This window comes from Eubacterium sp. An3 (assembly GCF_002159465.1).
Lineage (GTDB): Bacteria > Bacillota > Clostridia > Lachnospirales > Lachnospiraceae > Anaerobutyricum > Anaerobutyricum stercoris.
Window position 1 is genome coordinate 117,637 of the sequence record NZ_NFIR01000002.1, and the last position, 19,451, is coordinate 137,087.

Sequence of the window (19,451 nt, forward strand, 5' to 3'; positions counted from 1 at the left end):
TTATACATTTTTTGTATTTATTATACACGAAATCCCTCTGGTTTCCATGTGCAATCTATGATTTTTATTTATCAAAATACCATGCCCAGAGATGCAGCAGGACATACAGCGCCGGCTGATGCAGCAGATACAGCAGAAGACTGCGCTGCCCGATCCACCGGAGTGCCGGCGCTCTCCCTCTTTTAAGAAAATGTAAAGGTTCCTCCTTCTGTGGGCACATTACACACCGGTACAGAAAATATCCGCTCAAAAACAAAAATAGCCACGGAATCAATGAAAAATAGTCCGTGGAATAGAAATCTCCCGGCGGAAATCCCAGAAATGCGGTTACGAAATTGTCATACAGCCCTTCCGGCAGCTTCAGAAGACGCCATTCTTCAAAGCCAAGAAATCCCACGTTGACATTTCTTGTAAACACAAAAAGAATGATGCTTGCAATCAGTCCCGGCGCCGGCCGGCACCGGGAAAGAAGCGGCTGCAGCAAAGTTGTGAGAAACGCCGCCGTTCCAAGAAAGGTAAGCACGCCGAACACTACTCTGTCCTCCGGCAGGAACAGGCAAGTCACCAGCGTTACAAGAACCCCCGCGCCAAATACCAGGCCCGCATGTCTGTATTTATTCCGTCCAAACGCCCAGCAGAATCCGGACAGCAGGATAAAGCACCAGCAGATACTCTGCTGCCACACATACCCGGCTGTTCCCTCGTACCACGCTATCTCATATCCAAACATGTAGACCAGATCCCACATACCATGGTACAGTACCATGCTGATAAATACCAGTCCCCGCAGTTCATCCAGGGCAAGATATCTCCCCCGTCTTCTATTTCTGTCCTCCATCGCGCTTTCCTTTCCAGCTGCCGCTCTCCTCTTTTATGTCTCTAATATCCTGTCTCTATCGCCGGTTTCTTCCTCTTCACCCGCTGCTGGAAAGCATCTTTCCATAGGGATGGATGAAACAGAATCAGAAGCGGGAACAATTCCAGTCTGCCCGCCAGCATATCGAACATCAGCACAATTTTTGACAAATTCGACAGATGCGCAAAATTTGACATTGGTCCGACCCCGGCAAGCCCCGGCCCAACATTGTTTATCGTTGTGGCGACAGCCGTAAAGGTAGTCACCAGATCCTGTCCTTCCAGAGAAACAATAAAAATTGAAGTCACAAACAATATCATAAATGTAATAAAATATACATTGGTGGACCGAACCACCTCATGCTCCACCGGCTTACTGTCTATTTTTATCTTTTTGATGCTCTTAGGATGAATATAAGAGTTCAGTTCTTTTTTCACCGTTTTCAGCAGCAGAACAAATCTTGAAACTTTGATTCCGCCGCCGGTGCTTCCGGCACAGGCTCCTATGAACATCAAAAGTACCAGTATTACCTGACAGCTTCCTGACCAGAGATTAAAATCCGTGGTGGCAAATCCGGTTGTCGTGATAATGGACGCCACCTGAAAAGCGGCGTGTTTTAACGCCTCGGCAAATCCCATGGCCGTACTGCATAAAGACCAGGTGATGAATGCCGTCGCCGCGATGATCACGAGAAAATAATAACGTACTTCTTCCATGGCCGCCGCCTTTTTAAACTTCCGGAAGAGTATCAGATAGTAGGCGTTAAAGTTCACGCCAAACAGTATCATAAATATGGTGATCACCCACTGGAGATACGATGAGTATCCCGCTATGCTGTCGCCTTTGATGGCGAAACCTCCGGTACCCGCCGTTCCAAAAGTAATGGTCAGCGCGTCATACAGCGGCATGCTTCCTATGAGAAGCAGCACGATCTGCACCAGCGTCATTCCAATATAGATAATATAAAGGATTCTTGCCGTATATTTTATCTTTGGAACCAGTTTGCCCACAGAAGGTCCCGGACTTTCCGCTCTCATCAGATTGATATGAGATCCCCCGCTTAAAGGAATGACAGCCAGAAGGAAAACCAGAACGCCCATACCGCCAATCCAGTGGGTAAAACATCTCCAGAAATTGACCGATCTCGACATTGCTTCCACATCAGTCAAAATACTGGATCCCGTTGTGGTAAATCCGGATATGGTCTCAAACATGGCGTCCACAAAAGAAGGAATCTCTCCGGTCAGATAAAACGGAAGACACCCGAACACGCTCATGACAATCCAGCTCAGCGCCGTTGCCACACAGCCTTCTTTTAAATAAAACACCTGGCTTTTGGGTTTACGGATGGTTCCTGCTGTCCCGAGAAAAAAGCATAAAGCCGCCACTCCCAGGATGACAAATCCTTCTTTTTCCTGATAAATAACCGCCACAATACAGGGCAGGAGCATCAAAAGTCCCTCGATTCTGAGAACCTGTCCCAAAATATATCGAATCATTGCATTATTCATGACACCCTCCGCTATAATAAAATATCCTGTATATCGTCAAATCCCGTATTGGTTGTAACCACCATCACCGAATCCCCTTCACGGATGCAATCCTGCCCGCTCGGAATCAAAATCTTTCCTTCACGGAAAATACAGGAAACCAGCAAATCTTTCTTGAGCGAAAGATTCATAAGCGGCACATCCGTCACCGCCGACGGCGCATCCACCCTGAACTCAATGGCCTCCACTTTTGAATCATACATGTGATACAGTGTTTCTATGTTGCTGTCCACAGAATTTTTCTTGGCACGAACATAGGCAATGATCGCTTCCGATGTGATGTATCTTGGATAAATCACGCTGCCCAGATCCAGTCCGTTAATGACATCCTTAAAAGTGATGCGGTTAATTTTTGTGATGACCTTCGCATTGGATACCTGCCTTGCATACAGGGTCAGCAGAATATTTTCTTCATCAATTCCCGTCAGCGGCACAAAAGATTCCACCCAGGAAATACCCTCTTCTTCCAGAAGCTCCTGATCTGTCCCGTCTCCATTTATGATCACGGCCTCCGGCAGAAGAACGCTCAATTCCTCGCAGCGCGCTTTATTCTGTTCAATTATTTTCACGGAAATCCCCACGGAAATCAGCTGCTTCGCAAGATAAAACGCCGCCTTTCCGCCGCCGATAATCAGCGTGTTGGCCACCTGGTTTGTCTGAAAACCGATCTGTTTTAAGAATGGCTTCGTAGTTTTTCTCGACGCCACAAAAGAGAGTACATCCCCTTTCATGATCTGAAAACTGCCATCAGGTATATACACTTTTTTCCCTCGCTCCACTGCGCAGACCAGCACCTCTGTCGCCAGCTTCTCGCCCATCTGAGCAATGGTCATCCCGTCGAGAATATTATTCTCCGGAACAGCAAATTTGATGAGCTCCGCCTGTCCCCGCGCAAAAGAATGTGCCTCCAGAGCCGATGGCAGGAACAAAATACGCGCCGCTTCTCTGGCCGCCTCCAACTCCGGATTGATGATCATAGCCAGTCCAAGCTTTTCTCTCAGATAGGCTGCTTCCTGACTGTAGTCAGGCGTACGCACTCTGGCAATGGCAGCGCAGTCTCCCACCTGCTTTGCCATAGTACAGCATAGGAGATTCAGCTCATCGGATTCCGTCACGGCGATGATCAAATCTGCCTCCTCAATCCCCGCTTCCATCAGCACACTGTAGCTGGCGCCGTTCCCTGCCAGCCCCATAATATCAAAGAAATTGGCAATCTCCTGTATCTTTTCCGCATTTTTATCTACGATTGTGATATCATGTCCTTCCTTTGACAGCTGCTCCACCAGCGTCACGCCGACCTTTCCGCAGCCAACAATGATAATCTTAAGTCCCCTCTTTACAGAAGTTTTCTTTCCGAACATTCTGTAATCCTCCTGTATTTTTATTTCTCTGAGATTATACAATGAATGATAAAAATACTCAATGCCAAAAGAAGCCGCATATAACAGGACGACCATCGCTCATTTTCATATTTCTTGTGAAAATTGTCCTTAAATGGCACAAAAAAACGGAGAATCCGTAAAAGAACCCTCCGTTTTTTTCATAATCTTTATGTAATCTGTATAAATTGTTCTTTTATTGCCTTTTAGCAAAACATCCGGTGTTTTCAGACAGATTCTGCGGCCGGCAGCTCAGCAAACCTTTGTGGTTCCCTGCTCAATCATCCCAGTCATCGTCATCGTCGTGCCGGTCATCCCAGTCATGATCGTCGTCATCGTCGTCGTCGTGCCGGTCATCCCGGTCATCATCATAACGGTCGTCGCGATCATCCCAGTCGTCGTCATACCGGTCATCGTCATATCTGTCGTCATAGTCATCCCAGTCATCGTCATCGTCGTCATCCCAGTCGTCGTCATCCCAGTCGTCGTCATCGCCCCAGTCATCCCAGTCATCTTCCCAGTCGAACCGGTCCTCCAGATAATCTTCTACATCTTCCAGATAATCTTCCACACGATCGATGGCGTCGTCCATTCTCTCGGCAGTTCTTCCCCAGCGGTCATCCCAGCGGTCATTCATTCTGTCCAGCTTATTGTCAATAACGTTAAGCTGTCTTGCGAAAGAATAATACTGGCTTCTGCGCTGGCTGGCCGAAACATTCCATCCGGTATTCTTGATCTGTTTATGGATCTTCTTGATCTGCTTCCGGTATTTTTCCAGCTTATTTGAATCAGAACTGCTTCCCTTGGATGTATTCCATTTTTGTGATGCGCCTGAAGTCTTTTTAACTTTCAGCTTCATGGTCGCTTTCAGGTTTGTTCCCTTCACCCGCACCGTAATCTTGGCGGTTCCGGCTTTCTTCGCTTTAATCCGGGTGTCGTCTCCCCGCTTATGAATAACTTTAGCCACAGAAGGCTTGCTGCTCTTCCAGATAATATTGCTGTCTCTCACATAATCGTCATCAATGACGCCATCAGCATCCAGCTCAATGGTTCTTCCCACCCAGGCGGTTCTGGAACCATCAATGTATATTTTTCCGGACGCCGCTTCTGTTTTCACTCCGGCGGCCATCATCACAGCCGCCGCTCCCGCGAACATCAATGCCCCTGCCAGCACTCTTTTTTTCATAATTTTTCCTCCCTCTTATCGCCTCTTGTTTCAATCTGAGATGATCAGACGCCGGTTACCTGTCAGTCATCCCAGTCATTATCGTACCTGTCGTCATCATAACGATCGTCATCGTAACGGTCATCGTCCCAGTCAAATCTGTGTTCCAGATAATTCTCCACGCTCTCCAGATAATTTTCCACGCTCTCAACGGCTCTCTCCATAGAACGGGCGGTACTTCCCCAGCGGTCATCCCAGCGGTCGTTGATCACATCAATCTTACGGTCTATCTTGTTTAATTTTCTTTCGAAACTCTGATAAATCGTCCGGCGGGAAGCTGCATCTCCCGGTACAGCCGTATTTGCGATCTGTTTTCTTATTTTTTTGATTTTCTTTCTGTATTTTTTTAATTTGTTTTTATCGGAAGCGGACTCCGAAGAAGCAGACACGCTTTTCTTTACCGTAATGGTCTTTGTCGCTTTGATGTTTGTTCCTTTAATTTTAACAACCACCTTGGCTTTTCCTGCTTTCAGACCCTTAATTCTCGTATCGTCGCCTCTCTTATTGAGAACCTTTACAACAGAAGGATTTTTGCTTTTCCATACAATATTCCAGCTGCTTACCAGATCGTCGTCGGGATAAATATCCGTATCCAATTCGATCGTTTTGCCTACCCGAACAGAACCTGCACCTTCGATTCTGACTCCCTGCGGCGAAACTGCCGCGTTGGCCGGAACTGCCGCTGTCAGTAATACCGAAGCTGCCAGCGTTGTTGTCAATAAACCTGCAAAAACTTTTTTCTTACTCATAATTTTTCCTCCTTGACATTTTCTTATCTGTTTTACTTACCGAGCCTTAGTATGCTCTCTTATCTTGTTCTGATGATGCCATTATATAGTCCTCTGTTCAACTTCCGATAAAGGAAAAATAAACTTTTCATAAATTCCATCTGATTTATAGGAATTATTTTTTTCCTCTACCTTTATGGATACTGCGTTTTCTTACTATAAATAACAGATTTCACACGAAAAATAACAGATTTCACACGAACAACTTTACATTTAAACAAATATGCTGCGTCAAGGATACTTCGTTTTATCTCCTCCTTCCCGGCTCCTCCAGCGGATGAAGGTCATTCTTTTCCCTGTTGTTTACCATTTGATGGCAACATACTACAAAGTATCCTTCAACTATTCGTAAAGAAAATTTAAACTTTTTCTAAACTATACTGTTTTCCTAGGAAATGTAAAATCTCTGTCAAGCTGTGTAAAATTTATGTTATTTCAAGTAAGTTTTGTGTAAAATATATGTGTGTTTATTTCTGACGGAAACGATATCCGGCTCCCCATACGGTTTCAATGAGTTTCAGGATTTCTTCGTCAGGTCCGATCTTTTCGCGTATGCGATTGATGTGCACTGCCACGGTAGCCGTGTCGCCAATGGCGTCCATACCCCAGATCCGGTCGAAGAGGGTATCTTTGGAAAAAACGATATTCGGATTGGAAGCCAGAAAATAGAGAAGTTCAAATTCTTTATTTGCCAGTTCCACTTCCCGTTCTCCCACAAAGACCTGCCTCGACAACGGTAATATTTTGAGCTTTCCTGCCTGGATGCTTCCCTCTTCAAAGGCTTTTTTGTCCGGCATCTGACAGTTTCTCTTCAATCTCTCATGAATATTGATATGCGCTTTGACTCTGGCTACAAGTTCGCTTGGACTGAAAGGCTTTACAATATAGTCATCTGCTCCCAGACCAAGCCCTCTGATTTTATCCAGATCCTCTTTTTTAGCCGTCACCATGATTACCGCAACATCCTTTTGCTTGCGTATTTCCCTGCAGATAGTAAATCCATTCACTCCCGGCAGCATGACATCCAGCAAAATCAGATCATATTCATTGTCCAGAGCGAGCTTCAGTCCCTCCTGCCCATCCTGACAGATGGTCACCTCAAAATCTTCAATCTCCAGATAATCTCTTTCGATCTCCGCTATTAAAATATCATCTTCCACAATCAAAATCTTTCTCATGAGGCACCTCTTTCTTTTCCTTCTTTATTTAATATTATATAACTTCGCTGTCCGCGCTGTTTTCCTTTCTGACGACAGGAAACTCCAGAACAAATTTCAGTCCTTTTCCTCCAACGCCTTCTTCCGCCCAGATACGCCCGCCGTGGCCTTTCATGATTTCTCTCACAATGGAAAGCCCCAGACCGCTTCCGTTTCCCGGATTCTGCCGGGCCTTATCTCCCCGGAAAAAGGTATCAAAAATCTTCTCCCGCTCTTCTTCCGGCACACCCGGTCCATCATCGGACAACTCCAGCCGGAGTGTATCGCCGAAGGTGTACAGGGCGGCCGTCATAATTGTTTCCGGCTTTTCCCTGTATTTAAACGTATTATCAACCAGATTACCGAGCACTCTCTTCAACTGCTGCCTGTCCCCCTGGATACATATGCCGTTTTCCTCCCAGACCGTCCGCACCAGCGTCAGATGGTTATTTTTAAATTCAATTTCATGCTCTTTGAAAAAGGAGTTTACAAACACTCCAAAATCAATTTTCTCCATAGAATAATGATACTCTCCCCGGTCAAATCTTGAGAACAGAGAAAGGTTATCAATGAGATCTTCCAGATCTCTGGTTCTTATTTTCAGCGCGTCATAGTAACGCTGTTTTTTCTCTTCTGTATTGGCAATACCATCCCGCAGTCCTTCCACATACGCTTTAATGGACGTCAGCGGCGTCCTGAGATCATGGGAAATCCCTGCCAGAAGCTGTTTTTTTGCCTCCTCATATTTTTCTCTTTCCTTTACGGAATTTTCCAGATACTCGGTCATCTCATCAAACTCCTGACATGCCTTTCCAAGCTCGTCCTTTTTCCTGCTGTGAATACGGTATGCAAAATTGCCGTCCTGCACCTGTCGCACACCTTCCGACAACTGTTCCAGGGACTTGTTCATACCGCCGCTCAGCCAGCGGGTCAGGATAAATATGCTGATGGCGATAGCCACCGCGAGAGCTCCCACAAAAATCCCGAGGATTGAAATAAAATCCCGGATTACCTGGGAATCTGAGGAATTGCTCACATAATCCTCGCAGAAAGCGAGGATACTCAGGGTGGTATTTTCCGCCGCATAAGAACGTTTTACTGCGGAGCTGCTCCCATCCGTGACTGCAAAGCTGGCAAGATTTTTGTACTCAGTTCCGGCAATGGCCGCGATCTTCTCCTCCGAACCTTCCGGCAGATTAGACGCGATGAGCTGATCGCCGTAATATATCTCATAATAGTATCCAATATTGCTCAATTCCCTTATCACTGTTCCAAAGGCGTTATTCTGCCGCCGGATTTCTTCTTCCAGCAGCGCCTCGCTGTCAACGCTCCCGCTCTGACCTTCGTCGTCTTCATCTTCGTCCCAGTCATCATCATCCCACTCGTCATCGTCCCACTCGTCGTCTTCGTCGGTATAACCGGACGGATTATACACTTCTTCCACAGGCTGATAAGTCAGAATCTGATTTTGATAATTATATAATATCGTCTGCACATTTAACAGACCGTTATCGTTATTGTATAAAGCTTCCAGCCGGTTCAGCGTCCCGCTTCCGTGAAAAAAAAGTACGACGACACTGAAAAAACAAGCCACCACGATGGGGATTAAGATCATTAAGATGCTGGCCAGCGCTATTTTTTTACGTAAATTCAAATGGCTCCCCCCCTTTTTATAGTTATGTCCCTGCAATTTATTACACATTTTAAGCATTTAGGCATTATTAGTTTAAATTGTACCATGTATTTTTAAATAAAAAATAAATTTATCCTCAACTTTTATCGGTTTTTACGGGTCGCCGGCGCCGCGGCATAAAAATGGCGGCGAGACGGGAACATTCTTTAAAGAACATTTTTCCCGCGTCGCCGCCGTTTATTTTTGTTTTATATATTATTTTCCGAATATCTTCGCTGCTTCCGCCATATTTTCCATGATCGGTACCTCGAACGGACAACGGGTCTCACATCCGCCGCAGCGGATGCATTCTCCTGCATGATGCGGAAGGACTTCGTAGTGCTCCCGCACCGTCTCCGGCACTTCTCCCTGTGCCTTCGCCAAATTGAGAAATTTGGTGACGGAGGCCACGTCGATCTTCTCCGGACACGGAGCGCAATGACTGCAGTACATACAGTGTCCCTTCCAGCTGATATTCGGAAAGGAAGCCAGCGCCATCGCATAATCTTTCTCTTCTTCCGGTGCGTCTTCATAGGCAAGACTCTCATGAAGCTGCTCCACGGTACGCGCGCCGGCAAGCACCGTCGCCACCGCCGGCCGTGTCAGCGCGTAATGCAGGCACTGCGGTACGGTCAGAGCTTTTGCCGCCGGTGAGAGCGTCTCATCCAGCAGATCTCCTCCGCCGAAAGCCTTCATGACGGTGATTCCCACACCCATCTCCTGACAGACTTCGTACAGTCTTTGTCTCTCCGGATCCATATTAATCAGATGACGGGCATAGTTTTCCTCCCGCCACAAATCTTCCACGTCTTCTGTGGACGGCTGCAGATCATAGCACGGATTGACGCTGAACATAAGAACCTCTATCTCCCCGCTGCAAACGGCGGCCAGAGCCACCTGCGCGTTATGACTGCTCAGACCGATATGATGAATGACTTCTTTCGCTTTTAATTCCCGCGCATACTCCATCACAGGACCATTTACAATCTCTTCCCAGTCTTTCATGGAATCCACATAATGAATCATTCCCACATCAATATAGTCTGTCTGCAGAAGAGAAAGCATTTCCTCAAAACCATTTTTCACTTCCTCTATGTTCCGGCTTCTTTTATACTGCCCGTCCTTCCAGATGGAACAAAGATGCGACTGGATGATGAACTTCTCCCGTCTTCCCTTTAACGCCTGTCCTACGCTGGCGCGTACTTCCGGATTCGATGTATACAAGTCAAAGTAGTTGATGCCGTTCTTCTCAGCTATATCAAAAAACAGCTGCGTATTTTTACAGTCATTTTCTGCAAAACCCTCACAGCCCATGGCGATTTCGCTTACTTTTAATCCTGTTCTGCCAAGATTACGATACTGCACCCTGATCCCTTCTTTCCATAATTATTTCTTTTATCATACTACACCGACCGGGACCGGACCGTCAAATGCTTCTTTTCTATTTATTAAAATAGTTGACAGACATTTCTCTTTACATGACAAAGTCCGCCGCCGACTTTCCTTTTATCGGCCGAGATATACGTCAAGTACTTCTTTATCTTTCTGTACCACATAGCCGCTGCCGCCCAGTCCTTTTACATTTTCCACCATGCTGACCAGAAGAATCGGTTTTTCCAGATTTTTTTCTGTGGTAAAGACGGAGAACCAGCCGATCTCCGTGCCGTCGGTATCGTCTTTGGAATCTTTCAGCTCGGCAGTACCTGTCTTTCCCGCCAGGGCGGCCGAAACACTGTGGGCGGCGTACCCGGTCCCGTCCGGATGGTTGACCACACCGGAAAGACCTTCCATAATCTGATCCACCGCCTCTTCGGAGAACGCCTGCGGCAGCCAGATGTCTGCCTGCGATTTCTCTCCCAGGCTCAGGCGGGGTGCCAGCACATTTCCATCGTTCAGAAAGGCGGTGTAGAGTGCCGCCAGGTGCAGGGGATTCATGAGAATCTGTCCCTGTCCGTAGCCGCTGTCGGCCAGCTGAATCTCGTTTTCGATGGCATCTGTGTTGGAATATTGGGACTTCGCCATGAGAATCTCAAAAGGGAGCTGTTTACCAAATCCCAGACGGTCCAGATTCTCGGTCAGGCGGTCCGCGCCGATACGCAGAGCCAGCTTCGCAAAGTAAATGTTGTCGGAATAGATGAGGGCGTTTTTGAGATTCGCCGGGTAGCCTGAATGAAGGGTCGTCACCTCGTACGCTCCCCAGGATTCGTCCTTCTGCCAGGAAAGTCCCTCATTGCCAAAGTCCTCTCCGGCGTCAAGTACGCCGGTATCAAGCCCGATGGCCGCCGTCACCGGCTTAAAGGAGGAACCCGGACACCAGACCTGCCGGAACCGGTTATAAAGCGGGCGGCTCTCGTCTTCATTGAGTCCGGTCCACTGCTCCTCCGACATTCCAGAAATAAAGTCATTGTTATCATAGGAGGGCGTGCTGACAAGGGCGAGCACCTCGCCGGTATAAGGGTTCATCGCCACAGAGCAGCCCGGGTCTTCCCGGAACTGTTCGTATAACTGCTCCTGCAGGGAGGCGTCGATGGTGAGAGTTATATCTTGTCCGTCTTCTTTTTCCACGGAGGCTATCGTCTCCGCAATCTCGCCGTTCTCATCCACTATCGTGATCTCACAGCCGTCCTGCCCTTTCAGTTCTTTTTCGTACAGGCTTTCCATGCCGCTGCGCCCGATGACGCTGCCGGCGCTGTAACCTTCACCTGCATGTTCTTCCAGATCTTCCGCCGTCACCTCCTGCACATAGCCGACCAGATGCGCGGCCGCCTCCGCCAGCGGATAGGTCCGGACCGTGATATCCGAGAGCATGACGCCGGGGATATTTAATAATTCTTTCTGGCGCTCCTGTTCTTTAAACGCCTCCCCGGCAGTCTCTCCTTCCATCAGCGCCCGCTGCTGTACTTTGGGGATCGTGGACACGGGAACAAAGGAATCATCCTGTACCCAGGCAGCCGACAGCTTATTTTCAATGGTCTCCGCGTCTGTGCCCAGAAGCTCCGCAATCTGTTCGAGCGACTTTTCTCTGTCCTCCAGCTTGCCCGGAACGATTCCCACAGAGACTGCCGTTCCCTCTCCAGCCAGCATTCGGCCGTTCCGGTCGAGAATCTTTCCCCTGTCCGCATCATCGACAGACACCTGTACCTTGTCGGTGGAACGGAGCGAAGGGTAGATCAGGTCGTGATTCCAGCGAAGCCGGCAGGCGTCTCCGTCTTTTACGAACACTGCCGTGTTGGCAAATGTGACGGCTCCTGCCACGGTGTCAAATGACATATCATAGGATACGGAAACCTCCCCGTGTTTTACCTTTCCCACCTTCACATTACTGATTTTTATTTTATCAGTTTCCATCCCCTCATAAATGCGGGAATTTCTCTCGATGAAGTCTCCACGGCTGATGCTGCCTGAGTCAGCCGCCTCCGTCATGTCGTACATTTCTTTGTATTCCTGTTTCTCAATATGCGCCATGTACTCCCGCAGGCACTCCTCCGCCTGCACCCGGAAACGAATCCGGCTGCCCTGAAGCGTCCAGACAGCGGCGCCGGCCGCCGCCAGCAAGAGAAGAAGAAGTATGACGAGTCCTGCCCGCCTTTTTCCCTTGCGCATACCTCTTTTCTGCCTTTTCATTTTTCGCCCTCCTTTTTCTTTGCAGAATTGTCTTTGTTAAATCTTACATATGTAATATTTAATATTATGCGCCACAGGTTTCTATTTGTCAATTGTTTCAATTATTTTCTCTTGATTGACCTTTTCCTCTCCCTGTCGTATAATAACCTTAGTTTTTCCTACATAAGTAAGAATAAGTGAAAAGACAGGAGGATTCGACTATGGGGCAATTACCGCAGATATCTGAGGCGGAATACGAAATCATGAAAATTCTCTGGGAAGAATATCCCCTCAGTACCAACGAGATCTGTGAGCGGGCGCAGCAAACGCACAGCTGGAATCAGAAGACCATTCACACACTGCTGTCCAGACTCAACAACAAGCGGGTGATCTCCTATGAGAAGCGGGGACGTATGTACTATTATTTTCCGATCATCTCCCAGAATAAGTATCTGGAACAGGAGAATCACCATTTTCTTGACCGGTTCTATGACGGAAAGGCGGCGCCGATGCTCTCCGCCCTTTTGTCCAACGAGACGCTTACTGATTCTGATCTGCAGGAAATGTACGACATGATTCAGTCAAAAATAAAGGGGGATGATGGCGAATGATCTCACCGGTTCATTTTCTGATGTGCAATGTGCTTCTCAGCATGTTTCTGGGAATCGTACTGCTCGTCCGCAAAATCAGCAGCCGGCATCTGACGATCCCTGTACGCTACCGTCTGTGGCATCTGTTTACCGCGGCTTTATTTCTGCCGTTTCTGCCATGGCGGCAGCTCTCTCCTCAGGAGTTTCTCTTTTGGATACAGGATCTGCTGACCCAGGACGCCACAGCTTCGGCGGTCACTCACACAGCGGAGAATGCTGTGCAGAGCAGCTCTTCCGGCACCGTGATCCGGGATTTTTCCACGGCGGTGACTGCTTCCGGCATATCGCTCTCCCGGATACTCGGCATTATCTGGATCGTCGGTATGACAGCCGTGACGCTCTATTTTGCCGTCACTTTGCTGAGCATCCATAAAATAAAACGGAACGCATTTCTTGTCACCGCGGAATCGGAGCCGGACCTGTACCGGCAGTTTTCCTCCTGCGTCCGCGAGCTGTCGCTCCGGCAGAAGGTGAAGCTTTATGCTTCCTGCGACATTCAGAATCCGGTGTCCTGCGGCTGGCTGCGTCCTGCCGTTATCATTCCGCAGGATCTGGATATCGTGTCCTCGGAAGAAGAGCTTCGGTTCATCTTTCTCCATGAGCTTCAGCACTGCAGGCATAAGGACGCTCTCCTTAATCTGCTGGTCTGCGTTCTGGAAATTCTGTACTGGTTCAATCCGCTGATCTGGTACGGTTTCCGGCAGCTTCAGAAAGACCGGGAAATCGCCTGCGACCATGCGGTCATCGACCATGTAGGTATCAGCGAACGGATGAATTACGGACTGACCATTCTCCGGTTTGCCCGGCATGCAGGACAGGGAGTGTTCGCTTCTCCGCTTTCCGGCATCAGCAGCAGCGCGTCCACCACAAAGCAGCGTATCATGGAGATCACGGAATACCGGCCGGCAACCGCCTTGCAGCGGCTTAAAAGCGCAGGTATCTTTCTTTTGATCTTCCTGCTTCTTTTTGGCACAAGCCCTCTCCTGTCCGCCTACGCCTCCGGTTCCCCGGTCTTTCATCTGACGGACGAGGCATGGACGGAAGCTGACGTGGCTGAAAGCTTCGGCGGCCGGGACGGTTCCTTCGTGTTATATGATATGCAGACAGAAAATTATTACATTTACAATAAAGAAAAAAGCGAGGAAAGGATCTCCCCCGCTTCCACCTATAAAATATGCAGCTCCCTCTTTGCTCTGGAAGAAGGGCTCATCACCCCGGAATCTTCCACACAGCAGTGGGACGGCTCCGAGCAGCCTTTCCCTGAATGGATGCACGACCAGACGCTCACATCCGCCATGCAGGATTCCGTCAACTGGTATTTCCAGAATCTTGACAGACAGATGGGGCTGCCCGCCCTTGCTTCCTATTACAGCCGGATCGGCTATGGCAACTGTGATCTGAGCGGCGGCGCCGGGAACTACTGGTCAAACTCCCTTGCCATATCCCCTCTGGAACAGGTACGGCTCCTGTCCGAACTTCTTTCCAACACCTGGGACTTTGCTTCGGAAAATATCCTCGCCGTCAAAGACGCCATGCTTCTGTCAGAGCACTCTGTTTCCGGCGGAAGACTTTACGGCAAGACCGGAACCAGCAATCCGGACGGCGGCACCCAGAGCGGATGGTTCGTGGGATTCCTGGAAACCGGCGAGACCACCTACTGTTTCGCCGTCAACCTGCAGGGCGAAGGATGCGACGGCAGCACCGCCGCAGATGTGGCGCTGCAATCACTGACAACGATGTTATCCCGGACGGAATGATTCGCCCGGGATTTTGTTTTCTCTTGCTCTTTTCTGTGGGCATATGAGAATCTTATTTATTTCCCGCTCTTTTCATTTCCATTATGGAAGTATGCGGAGAGAATCTCTCTGCCGCAGGCCACAGCGTTCTCTGATGTATAACCGTTGACAATCCGGACTGCGAGAGATATCTCCGGTTCATCCGCCGGGGCATAGCCGATAAAAAGGCCGTGGTCCGGTCTTGTTCTGCTCTCCTGGGCGGTTCCTGATTTACCCGCCACCGGAATGTCGAATCCTTCAAATACTCCCGTACTCTCCACATACATCTCCATCCCCCGGTGTACGCTGCTCCAGGTACTCTCCGACAGCTCGATGTGACTTTCCGGCTGTACATCCGTTTCGCCGGAAGAGCCAGCCTCAGCGTCTCCCTCCTTCCCAATGGTTTTGATGAGGGTGAGGTTGTAGCAGTCGCCTTCGTTGGCGAGAGTATTCACGTAACGGCCCAGCTGCACGGTGGCAAAGTTGTTGGTTCCCTGACCGATGGCGGACGGGATAGCGTAGGCGTCCGTCACCTGCGGGCTGCTCTCGGTGAGTTCGATACCGCTCTTTTCATCCAGATGGAACAATTTGGCGTATTTTTGCAGATAGTTCAGGGCCTGGGCGTCGGAAAACTCCCGGTTTCCTTTCATTCCAAGCCGGTAAGACACCTCGCAGAGATAATCATTGCAGGAATGACGCAGGGCGGCGGACACGGAAGTCACACGGCCGTGTCCGGCATGGTTCCAGCACCGGAGCGCCGGAGAAACTTTATCAAAAACACCGTCGCAGACCACCGTGGTATCTGTATCAATGACGCCTTCTTCCAGCCCGGCGATGATGGTAACCGGCTTAAAGGTGGAACCGGGCGCCGAGAGCTGCTGGGTCGCCCTGTTGTAAAGCGGCAGCGACGCATTCTGGGACAGGCTGTAATAATAGGCGTTGTCCATATTGTTGGCGAGGCGGTTGTTATCGTAGCCCGGATAGCTGACGCAGGCCAGCACCTCTCCGGTATCCGCATCTGTCACCACCGCAGAGCCGGAACACGGGTCCAGCGCCAGATCCGCGGGGGTGATCTCAAGACTTTCTATCTTGGCGCGGACAAATGTATAGGTAGACATTTCCCCCGACTTCCAGGCCTGATAGGTATCATCTTTTTTCTTCAACACTCCCTGATCGTAAAGAAGCTGCACGATCTCCTCCGGAGAGATCCGATCGCTCATGACCATATCCTCGTAGACTGCCGTATCAAAATCGCCGTCTTTCTGTACCGCGCCGGTTATGTAATCCACCACGCTTTCGTACATTTCCTCCTGCGTCAGATACTCGCTGTCTCCCTCGAAGATCTCATCCCGCACCCAGCCTTCGGATATCACCGCATTCAGGTAATCTCTCAGCGTATAACTGCCGTCCTGCCATTTTTCATACAGGGCGTCGGCTTCTTTCTCATACTCATCATACAGTAAATCCACATTGTCAAGGATAAATTCTTCGTATTCCCGCATCCCGGACTCCTCGTCTTCCTGTCCGTAATTTTTTCCGTCTCCCATGAGATGATCCGCAATTTTCTGACAGATATCTTCTTTTCGTTTTTCATATCTCTGATGCATCTTCTTTTCCAGACTGCTGGCGTCATTTTCCGCAAAATGTTCCGTATCCAGCACGTGATTGCTAAACAGAGCACAGTACACATCATATATGGGAATCCGTATTTCTGTTGTGTCAGAAACCGCTTCTTTATCAAATGTTCTGGCGTCAATGATATTTTCCAGCAGAATTTCCGAGATTTTTTTCTCCAGCGTATCATAGACCTCCTGCTGCAGTTCAAGGTCAATGGTCAGATAGACGTCTTCGCCGGTCTGCGGCTGTTCCGTCTGTCCGGTCCCGGTGAGGATGCGGCCCATATTGTCCACCAGCACTTCTGTCTGTCCGTCTTCCCCGTGAAGATATTCCTCCAGATATTGCTCCATACCAGCCTTTCCCACAATAGAATTGCTGCTGTATCCCTCCTCCTCCAATTCTTCCAGCTCATTGGAAGAAATCTGTCCGGTATATCCTATGATCGAAGCGCAGGCTTCTCCCCCGTCATATACCCGCATGGTATCTTCCTCAATGGCAACCTCTGTGAGCTCCGCCTTATTTTCTTCAACGGCAGCTACCGTCGCTTCCGAAACATTTTCCGCCACGATGACAGAAAGATACTTCTGGTAAGCCTGCAGGGAGAGCGCATATCGGATACCGAGAATACCCAGGATGTCTTCCTTTGACAGTTCTTCCGGGAGACCATACTGCGCTTTTTCTTCAGCGGTATACGGCTTGCCGTTCTGTGAAAAGAGACAGAACCGTTCTTCGCCGCTGAGATAGTCAATGATTGCTTCCACATCCGCGTTACTTTCTTTTTCCGTCAGATCGTCAATGTTGGCCTCGCCGTATACATCGGCCCGGAACCTGTCCAGCGCCGTTCCTTCTACGGAAAACTGATACTCTCCCTGATCATTGATATGAATTTCCAGATATTCTGACGGCGTATCTCCGTTCTGCTCCAGAATCTTAAGCAGACGGTAAATCTTGCCGTTTAAGGCAAGCTGCCGCTCCCGGCTGGTGTCATAAGTCTGGCTGTCACTGAGCGTCACCGAATACACCAGCTCGTTTCTTGCCAGAGACTTGCCATTCCTGTCGTAAATATTTCCCCTGACGCCCTTCAGCTGAATCTCCCTCTTTGTCTTCAAAACAAAATTCTCTGCATACTCTTCTCCATGAAGAATCTGAAGCTGATAGAGCCGGCCCACCAGAGCCGCTCCCATACAGAACATCACTCCTCCCAGTATCGTGATTCTGGACAGTTTTATATTTCTTATTTTTTCCGGTATACTTATCATGTTTTCATCCCCTACATATGTAATATTTATATCTTACATATGTAGGGGATAGATGTCAACCCTATTATCAGAAAAATCTCCCGCAATGTGATCCTGGCGGAGCGTTTTTTATATGGATCTGTATTCCCTGCATCATAAACAAACGGCATGCCCGCAGCCGAAGCCGCGGACATGCCGCATGTCTTTTATGTCATATAGGGTATGTTTAATGCGATTACGCACGAATCGTCGCAAGTTCCTGTCCGATATTCAGGACATGGTCACCGATTCGTTCAAAGTCTGTCAGCATCTCTGAATACAGAATACCAGCCTCTCCCTCACAGGTCTCCATACGCATTCTTTCCATCTGATTCTGACGATATTCTTCTGTCATCTGGTCAATCTGCTGCTCAATGCCGGAAATTTCTGACAAGGCTTCTTCTGACAAGGCATCCAGGTTGTTCAGATGGTCAATGGCCGAGAGACTGATACTGCGCATGTTCTCAATCTCTTTTTTTGCCTCCCTGGAGAAGGTAATCTTTTTTTCATCCATCATCTGCGTGTACTCGCAGATATTCATGGCATGATCGCCGATCCGTTCCAGATTACTGCATATTCTGAAAAAGGAACTGAAGTTGGAAGAATCCTTTCGGTTTGTCTCATGGACAAGGATACGGGAAATATATTTGGAGATCTCTTTGTTGAGATAATCAATATATTCCTCATTTTCTTCCACCTTGGAAAACCTTGCCGAGCTGCCTTCCATAACAGCCGTAAAGCTTTCCTCCACATTTTCTCTGGTCATCTTCTCCATACGTCTCAATTCATTCCAGATACCGTTAAAGGCAATGGCCGCATTTCCCATCTGATACTCAGCGCCAGCCTCCAGAGGCTTGATATACATAAGTCCCTGTGTATCCGGCTCTTCTCCCTCTCGCTCCGGCAGAATCCGCACCGCCAGCTTCGCCAGCTTCCTGCCAAACGGCAAGAGAAGCAATGTGGTGACCACATTAAACAGCGTGTGCATATTGGCGATCTGTGCCGCCGGATTGTCCGGCGTGAAGTTCTGCACCACTGTAGTAAGCGGCGTGAGAATACAGACGATGGTAAAGATTATCGTACCGATGATATTAAAGGTCAGATGGATAATGGTTGTCCGCTTGGCATTTCTGCTTGTTCCGATGGACGCCAGAACAGCGGTGATGCAGGTACCGATATTCTGACCAAACAGTACGAACACCGCATTCGGCAGGTCGATGAGACCGCCGATGGCCAAAGTCTGCAGAATACCTACAGAGGCAGAGGAAGACTGGATGATAGCGGTAAATACCGCGCCCACCAGTATTCCGATCACCGGATTACCAAACTGGGTCATCAGACTGATAAATGTTTCTGAATCCCGCAGCGGCGACATGGCACTGCTCATCATCTCCATACCGAGAAAAAGTATACCAAGCCCCGCCACGATCTGGCCATAGTGCTGTACCGTCTGCTTTTTGCTGAATGTAACGACAGCCACGCCGGCAAAGGCCAGCAACGGCGCGATCGCTCCCACGTCAAGAGCGATCAGCTGTCCGGTTATGGTCGTTCCGATATTGGCTCCCATGATAATCCAGACCGCCTGCTGCAGACTCAGCATTCCGGAATTGACAAAACCGACAACCATCACGGTAGTTGCAGAGGAAGACTGAATAACAGCTGTAATACCCGCTCCGACGATCACACCCAGTATCGGATTGGATGTCAGTTTCTCCAGTATCCCTTTCATTCGGTTCCCGGCTGCCGCCTCCAGGCCGGAACTCATCATCTGCATACCGTAAAGGAACAGGGCGAGACCGCCCAGAAGTCCTAATACGATGCTAATACTCATACCTTTATTTTTCCTCCATTTTCTCTCTCAAC

13 protein-coding genes are annotated in these 19,451 nt (G+C 48.8%); 2 read left to right on the forward strand and 11 right to left on the reverse strand.

Annotation, left to right across the window (positions count from 1 at the left end):
- Positions 1-64: 64 nt before the first annotated feature.
- The 9 genes from B5F87_RS02945 to B5F87_RS02985 all read right to left on the reverse strand — a co-directional run bounded on the left by B5F87_RS02945 (position 65) and on the right by B5F87_RS02985 (position 12,290).
- The gene (locus tag B5F87_RS02945; protein WP_087276521.1) at positions 65-838 is read right to left on the reverse strand and encodes a heparan-alpha-glucosaminide N-acetyltransferase domain-containing protein; all 774 of its coding nucleotides are present in this window, start codon (positions 836-838) and stop codon (positions 65-67) included.
- A gap of 41 nt (positions 839-879) precedes the next feature.
- A complete protein-coding gene (locus tag B5F87_RS02950) occupies positions 880-2,367 on the reverse strand; it encodes a TrkH family potassium uptake protein (RefSeq protein ID WP_087276524.1) in 1,488 nt (495 codons plus the stop codon).
- Positions 2,368-2,378: 11 nt separating this feature from the next.
- A complete protein-coding gene (gene trkA, locus B5F87_RS02955; RefSeq protein WP_087276527.1) occupies positions 2,379-3,767 on the reverse strand; it encodes a Trk system potassium transporter TrkA in 1,389 nt (462 codons plus the stop codon).
- A gap of 295 nt (positions 3,768-4,062) precedes the next feature.
- Complete coding sequence (locus B5F87_RS02960) at positions 4,063-4,971, reverse strand: Ig-like domain-containing protein (RefSeq protein WP_087276530.1); 909 nt, start codon at positions 4,969-4,971, stop codon at positions 4,063-4,065.
- Positions 4,972-5,033: 62 nt separating this feature from the next.
- Complete coding sequence (locus tag B5F87_RS02965) at positions 5,034-5,759, reverse strand: hypothetical protein (protein WP_087276533.1); 726 nt, start codon at positions 5,757-5,759, stop codon at positions 5,034-5,036.
- 506 nt (positions 5,760-6,265) lie between these two features.
- The gene (locus tag B5F87_RS02970) at positions 6,266-6,976 is read right to left on the reverse strand and encodes a response regulator transcription factor (RefSeq protein ID WP_087276536.1); all 711 of its coding nucleotides are present in this window, start codon (positions 6,974-6,976) and stop codon (positions 6,266-6,268) included.
- Positions 6,977-7,010: 34 nt separating this feature from the next.
- Positions 7,011-8,648 (reverse strand): HAMP domain-containing sensor histidine kinase, encoded by a 1,638-nt coding sequence (locus B5F87_RS20905; protein WP_158096932.1) that lies wholly within the window; start codon positions 8,646-8,648, stop codon positions 7,011-7,013.
- Positions 8,649-8,882: 234 nt separating this feature from the next.
- Positions 8,883-10,031, reverse strand: coding sequence for an aldo/keto reductase (locus B5F87_RS02980; RefSeq protein ID WP_087276542.1), 1,149 nt, complete (start codon positions 10,029-10,031; stop codon positions 8,883-8,885).
- A gap of 141 nt (positions 10,032-10,172) precedes the next feature.
- Positions 10,173-12,290 (reverse strand): penicillin-binding transpeptidase domain-containing protein, encoded by a 2,118-nt coding sequence (locus tag B5F87_RS02985; RefSeq protein ID WP_087276545.1) that lies wholly within the window; start codon positions 12,288-12,290, stop codon positions 10,173-10,175.
- Between the two features lie 200 nt (positions 12,291-12,490).
- On the opposite strand from B5F87_RS02985, the gene B5F87_RS02990 reads away from it, so the two are divergent.
- Both B5F87_RS02990 and B5F87_RS02995 read left to right on the forward strand, forming a co-directional pair.
- Complete coding sequence (locus B5F87_RS02990) at positions 12,491-12,880, forward strand: BlaI/MecI/CopY family transcriptional regulator (protein ID WP_087276548.1); 390 nt, start codon at positions 12,491-12,493, stop codon at positions 12,878-12,880.
- The gene (locus B5F87_RS02995; RefSeq protein ID WP_087276551.1) at positions 12,877-14,676 is read left to right on the forward strand and encodes a BlaR1 family beta-lactam sensor/signal transducer; all 1,800 of its coding nucleotides are present in this window, start codon (positions 12,877-12,879) and stop codon (positions 14,674-14,676) included. Before B5F87_RS02990 ends, B5F87_RS02995 begins: the two co-directional genes overlap by 4 nt.
- A gap of 56 nt (positions 14,677-14,732) precedes the next feature.
- Here the strand turns inward: B5F87_RS02995 and B5F87_RS03000 are convergent, their stop codons facing one another.
- Positions 14,733-17,570, reverse strand: coding sequence for a penicillin-binding transpeptidase domain-containing protein (locus B5F87_RS03000; protein WP_143405183.1), 2,838 nt, complete (start codon positions 17,568-17,570; stop codon positions 14,733-14,735).
- Between the two features lie 214 nt (positions 17,571-17,784).
- Positions 17,785-19,419, reverse strand: a complete 1,635-nt coding sequence (locus tag B5F87_RS03005; RefSeq protein ID WP_087276554.1) for a Na/Pi cotransporter family protein — start codon at positions 19,417-19,419, stop codon at positions 17,785-17,787.
- Positions 19,420-19,451 lie beyond the last annotated feature (32 nt).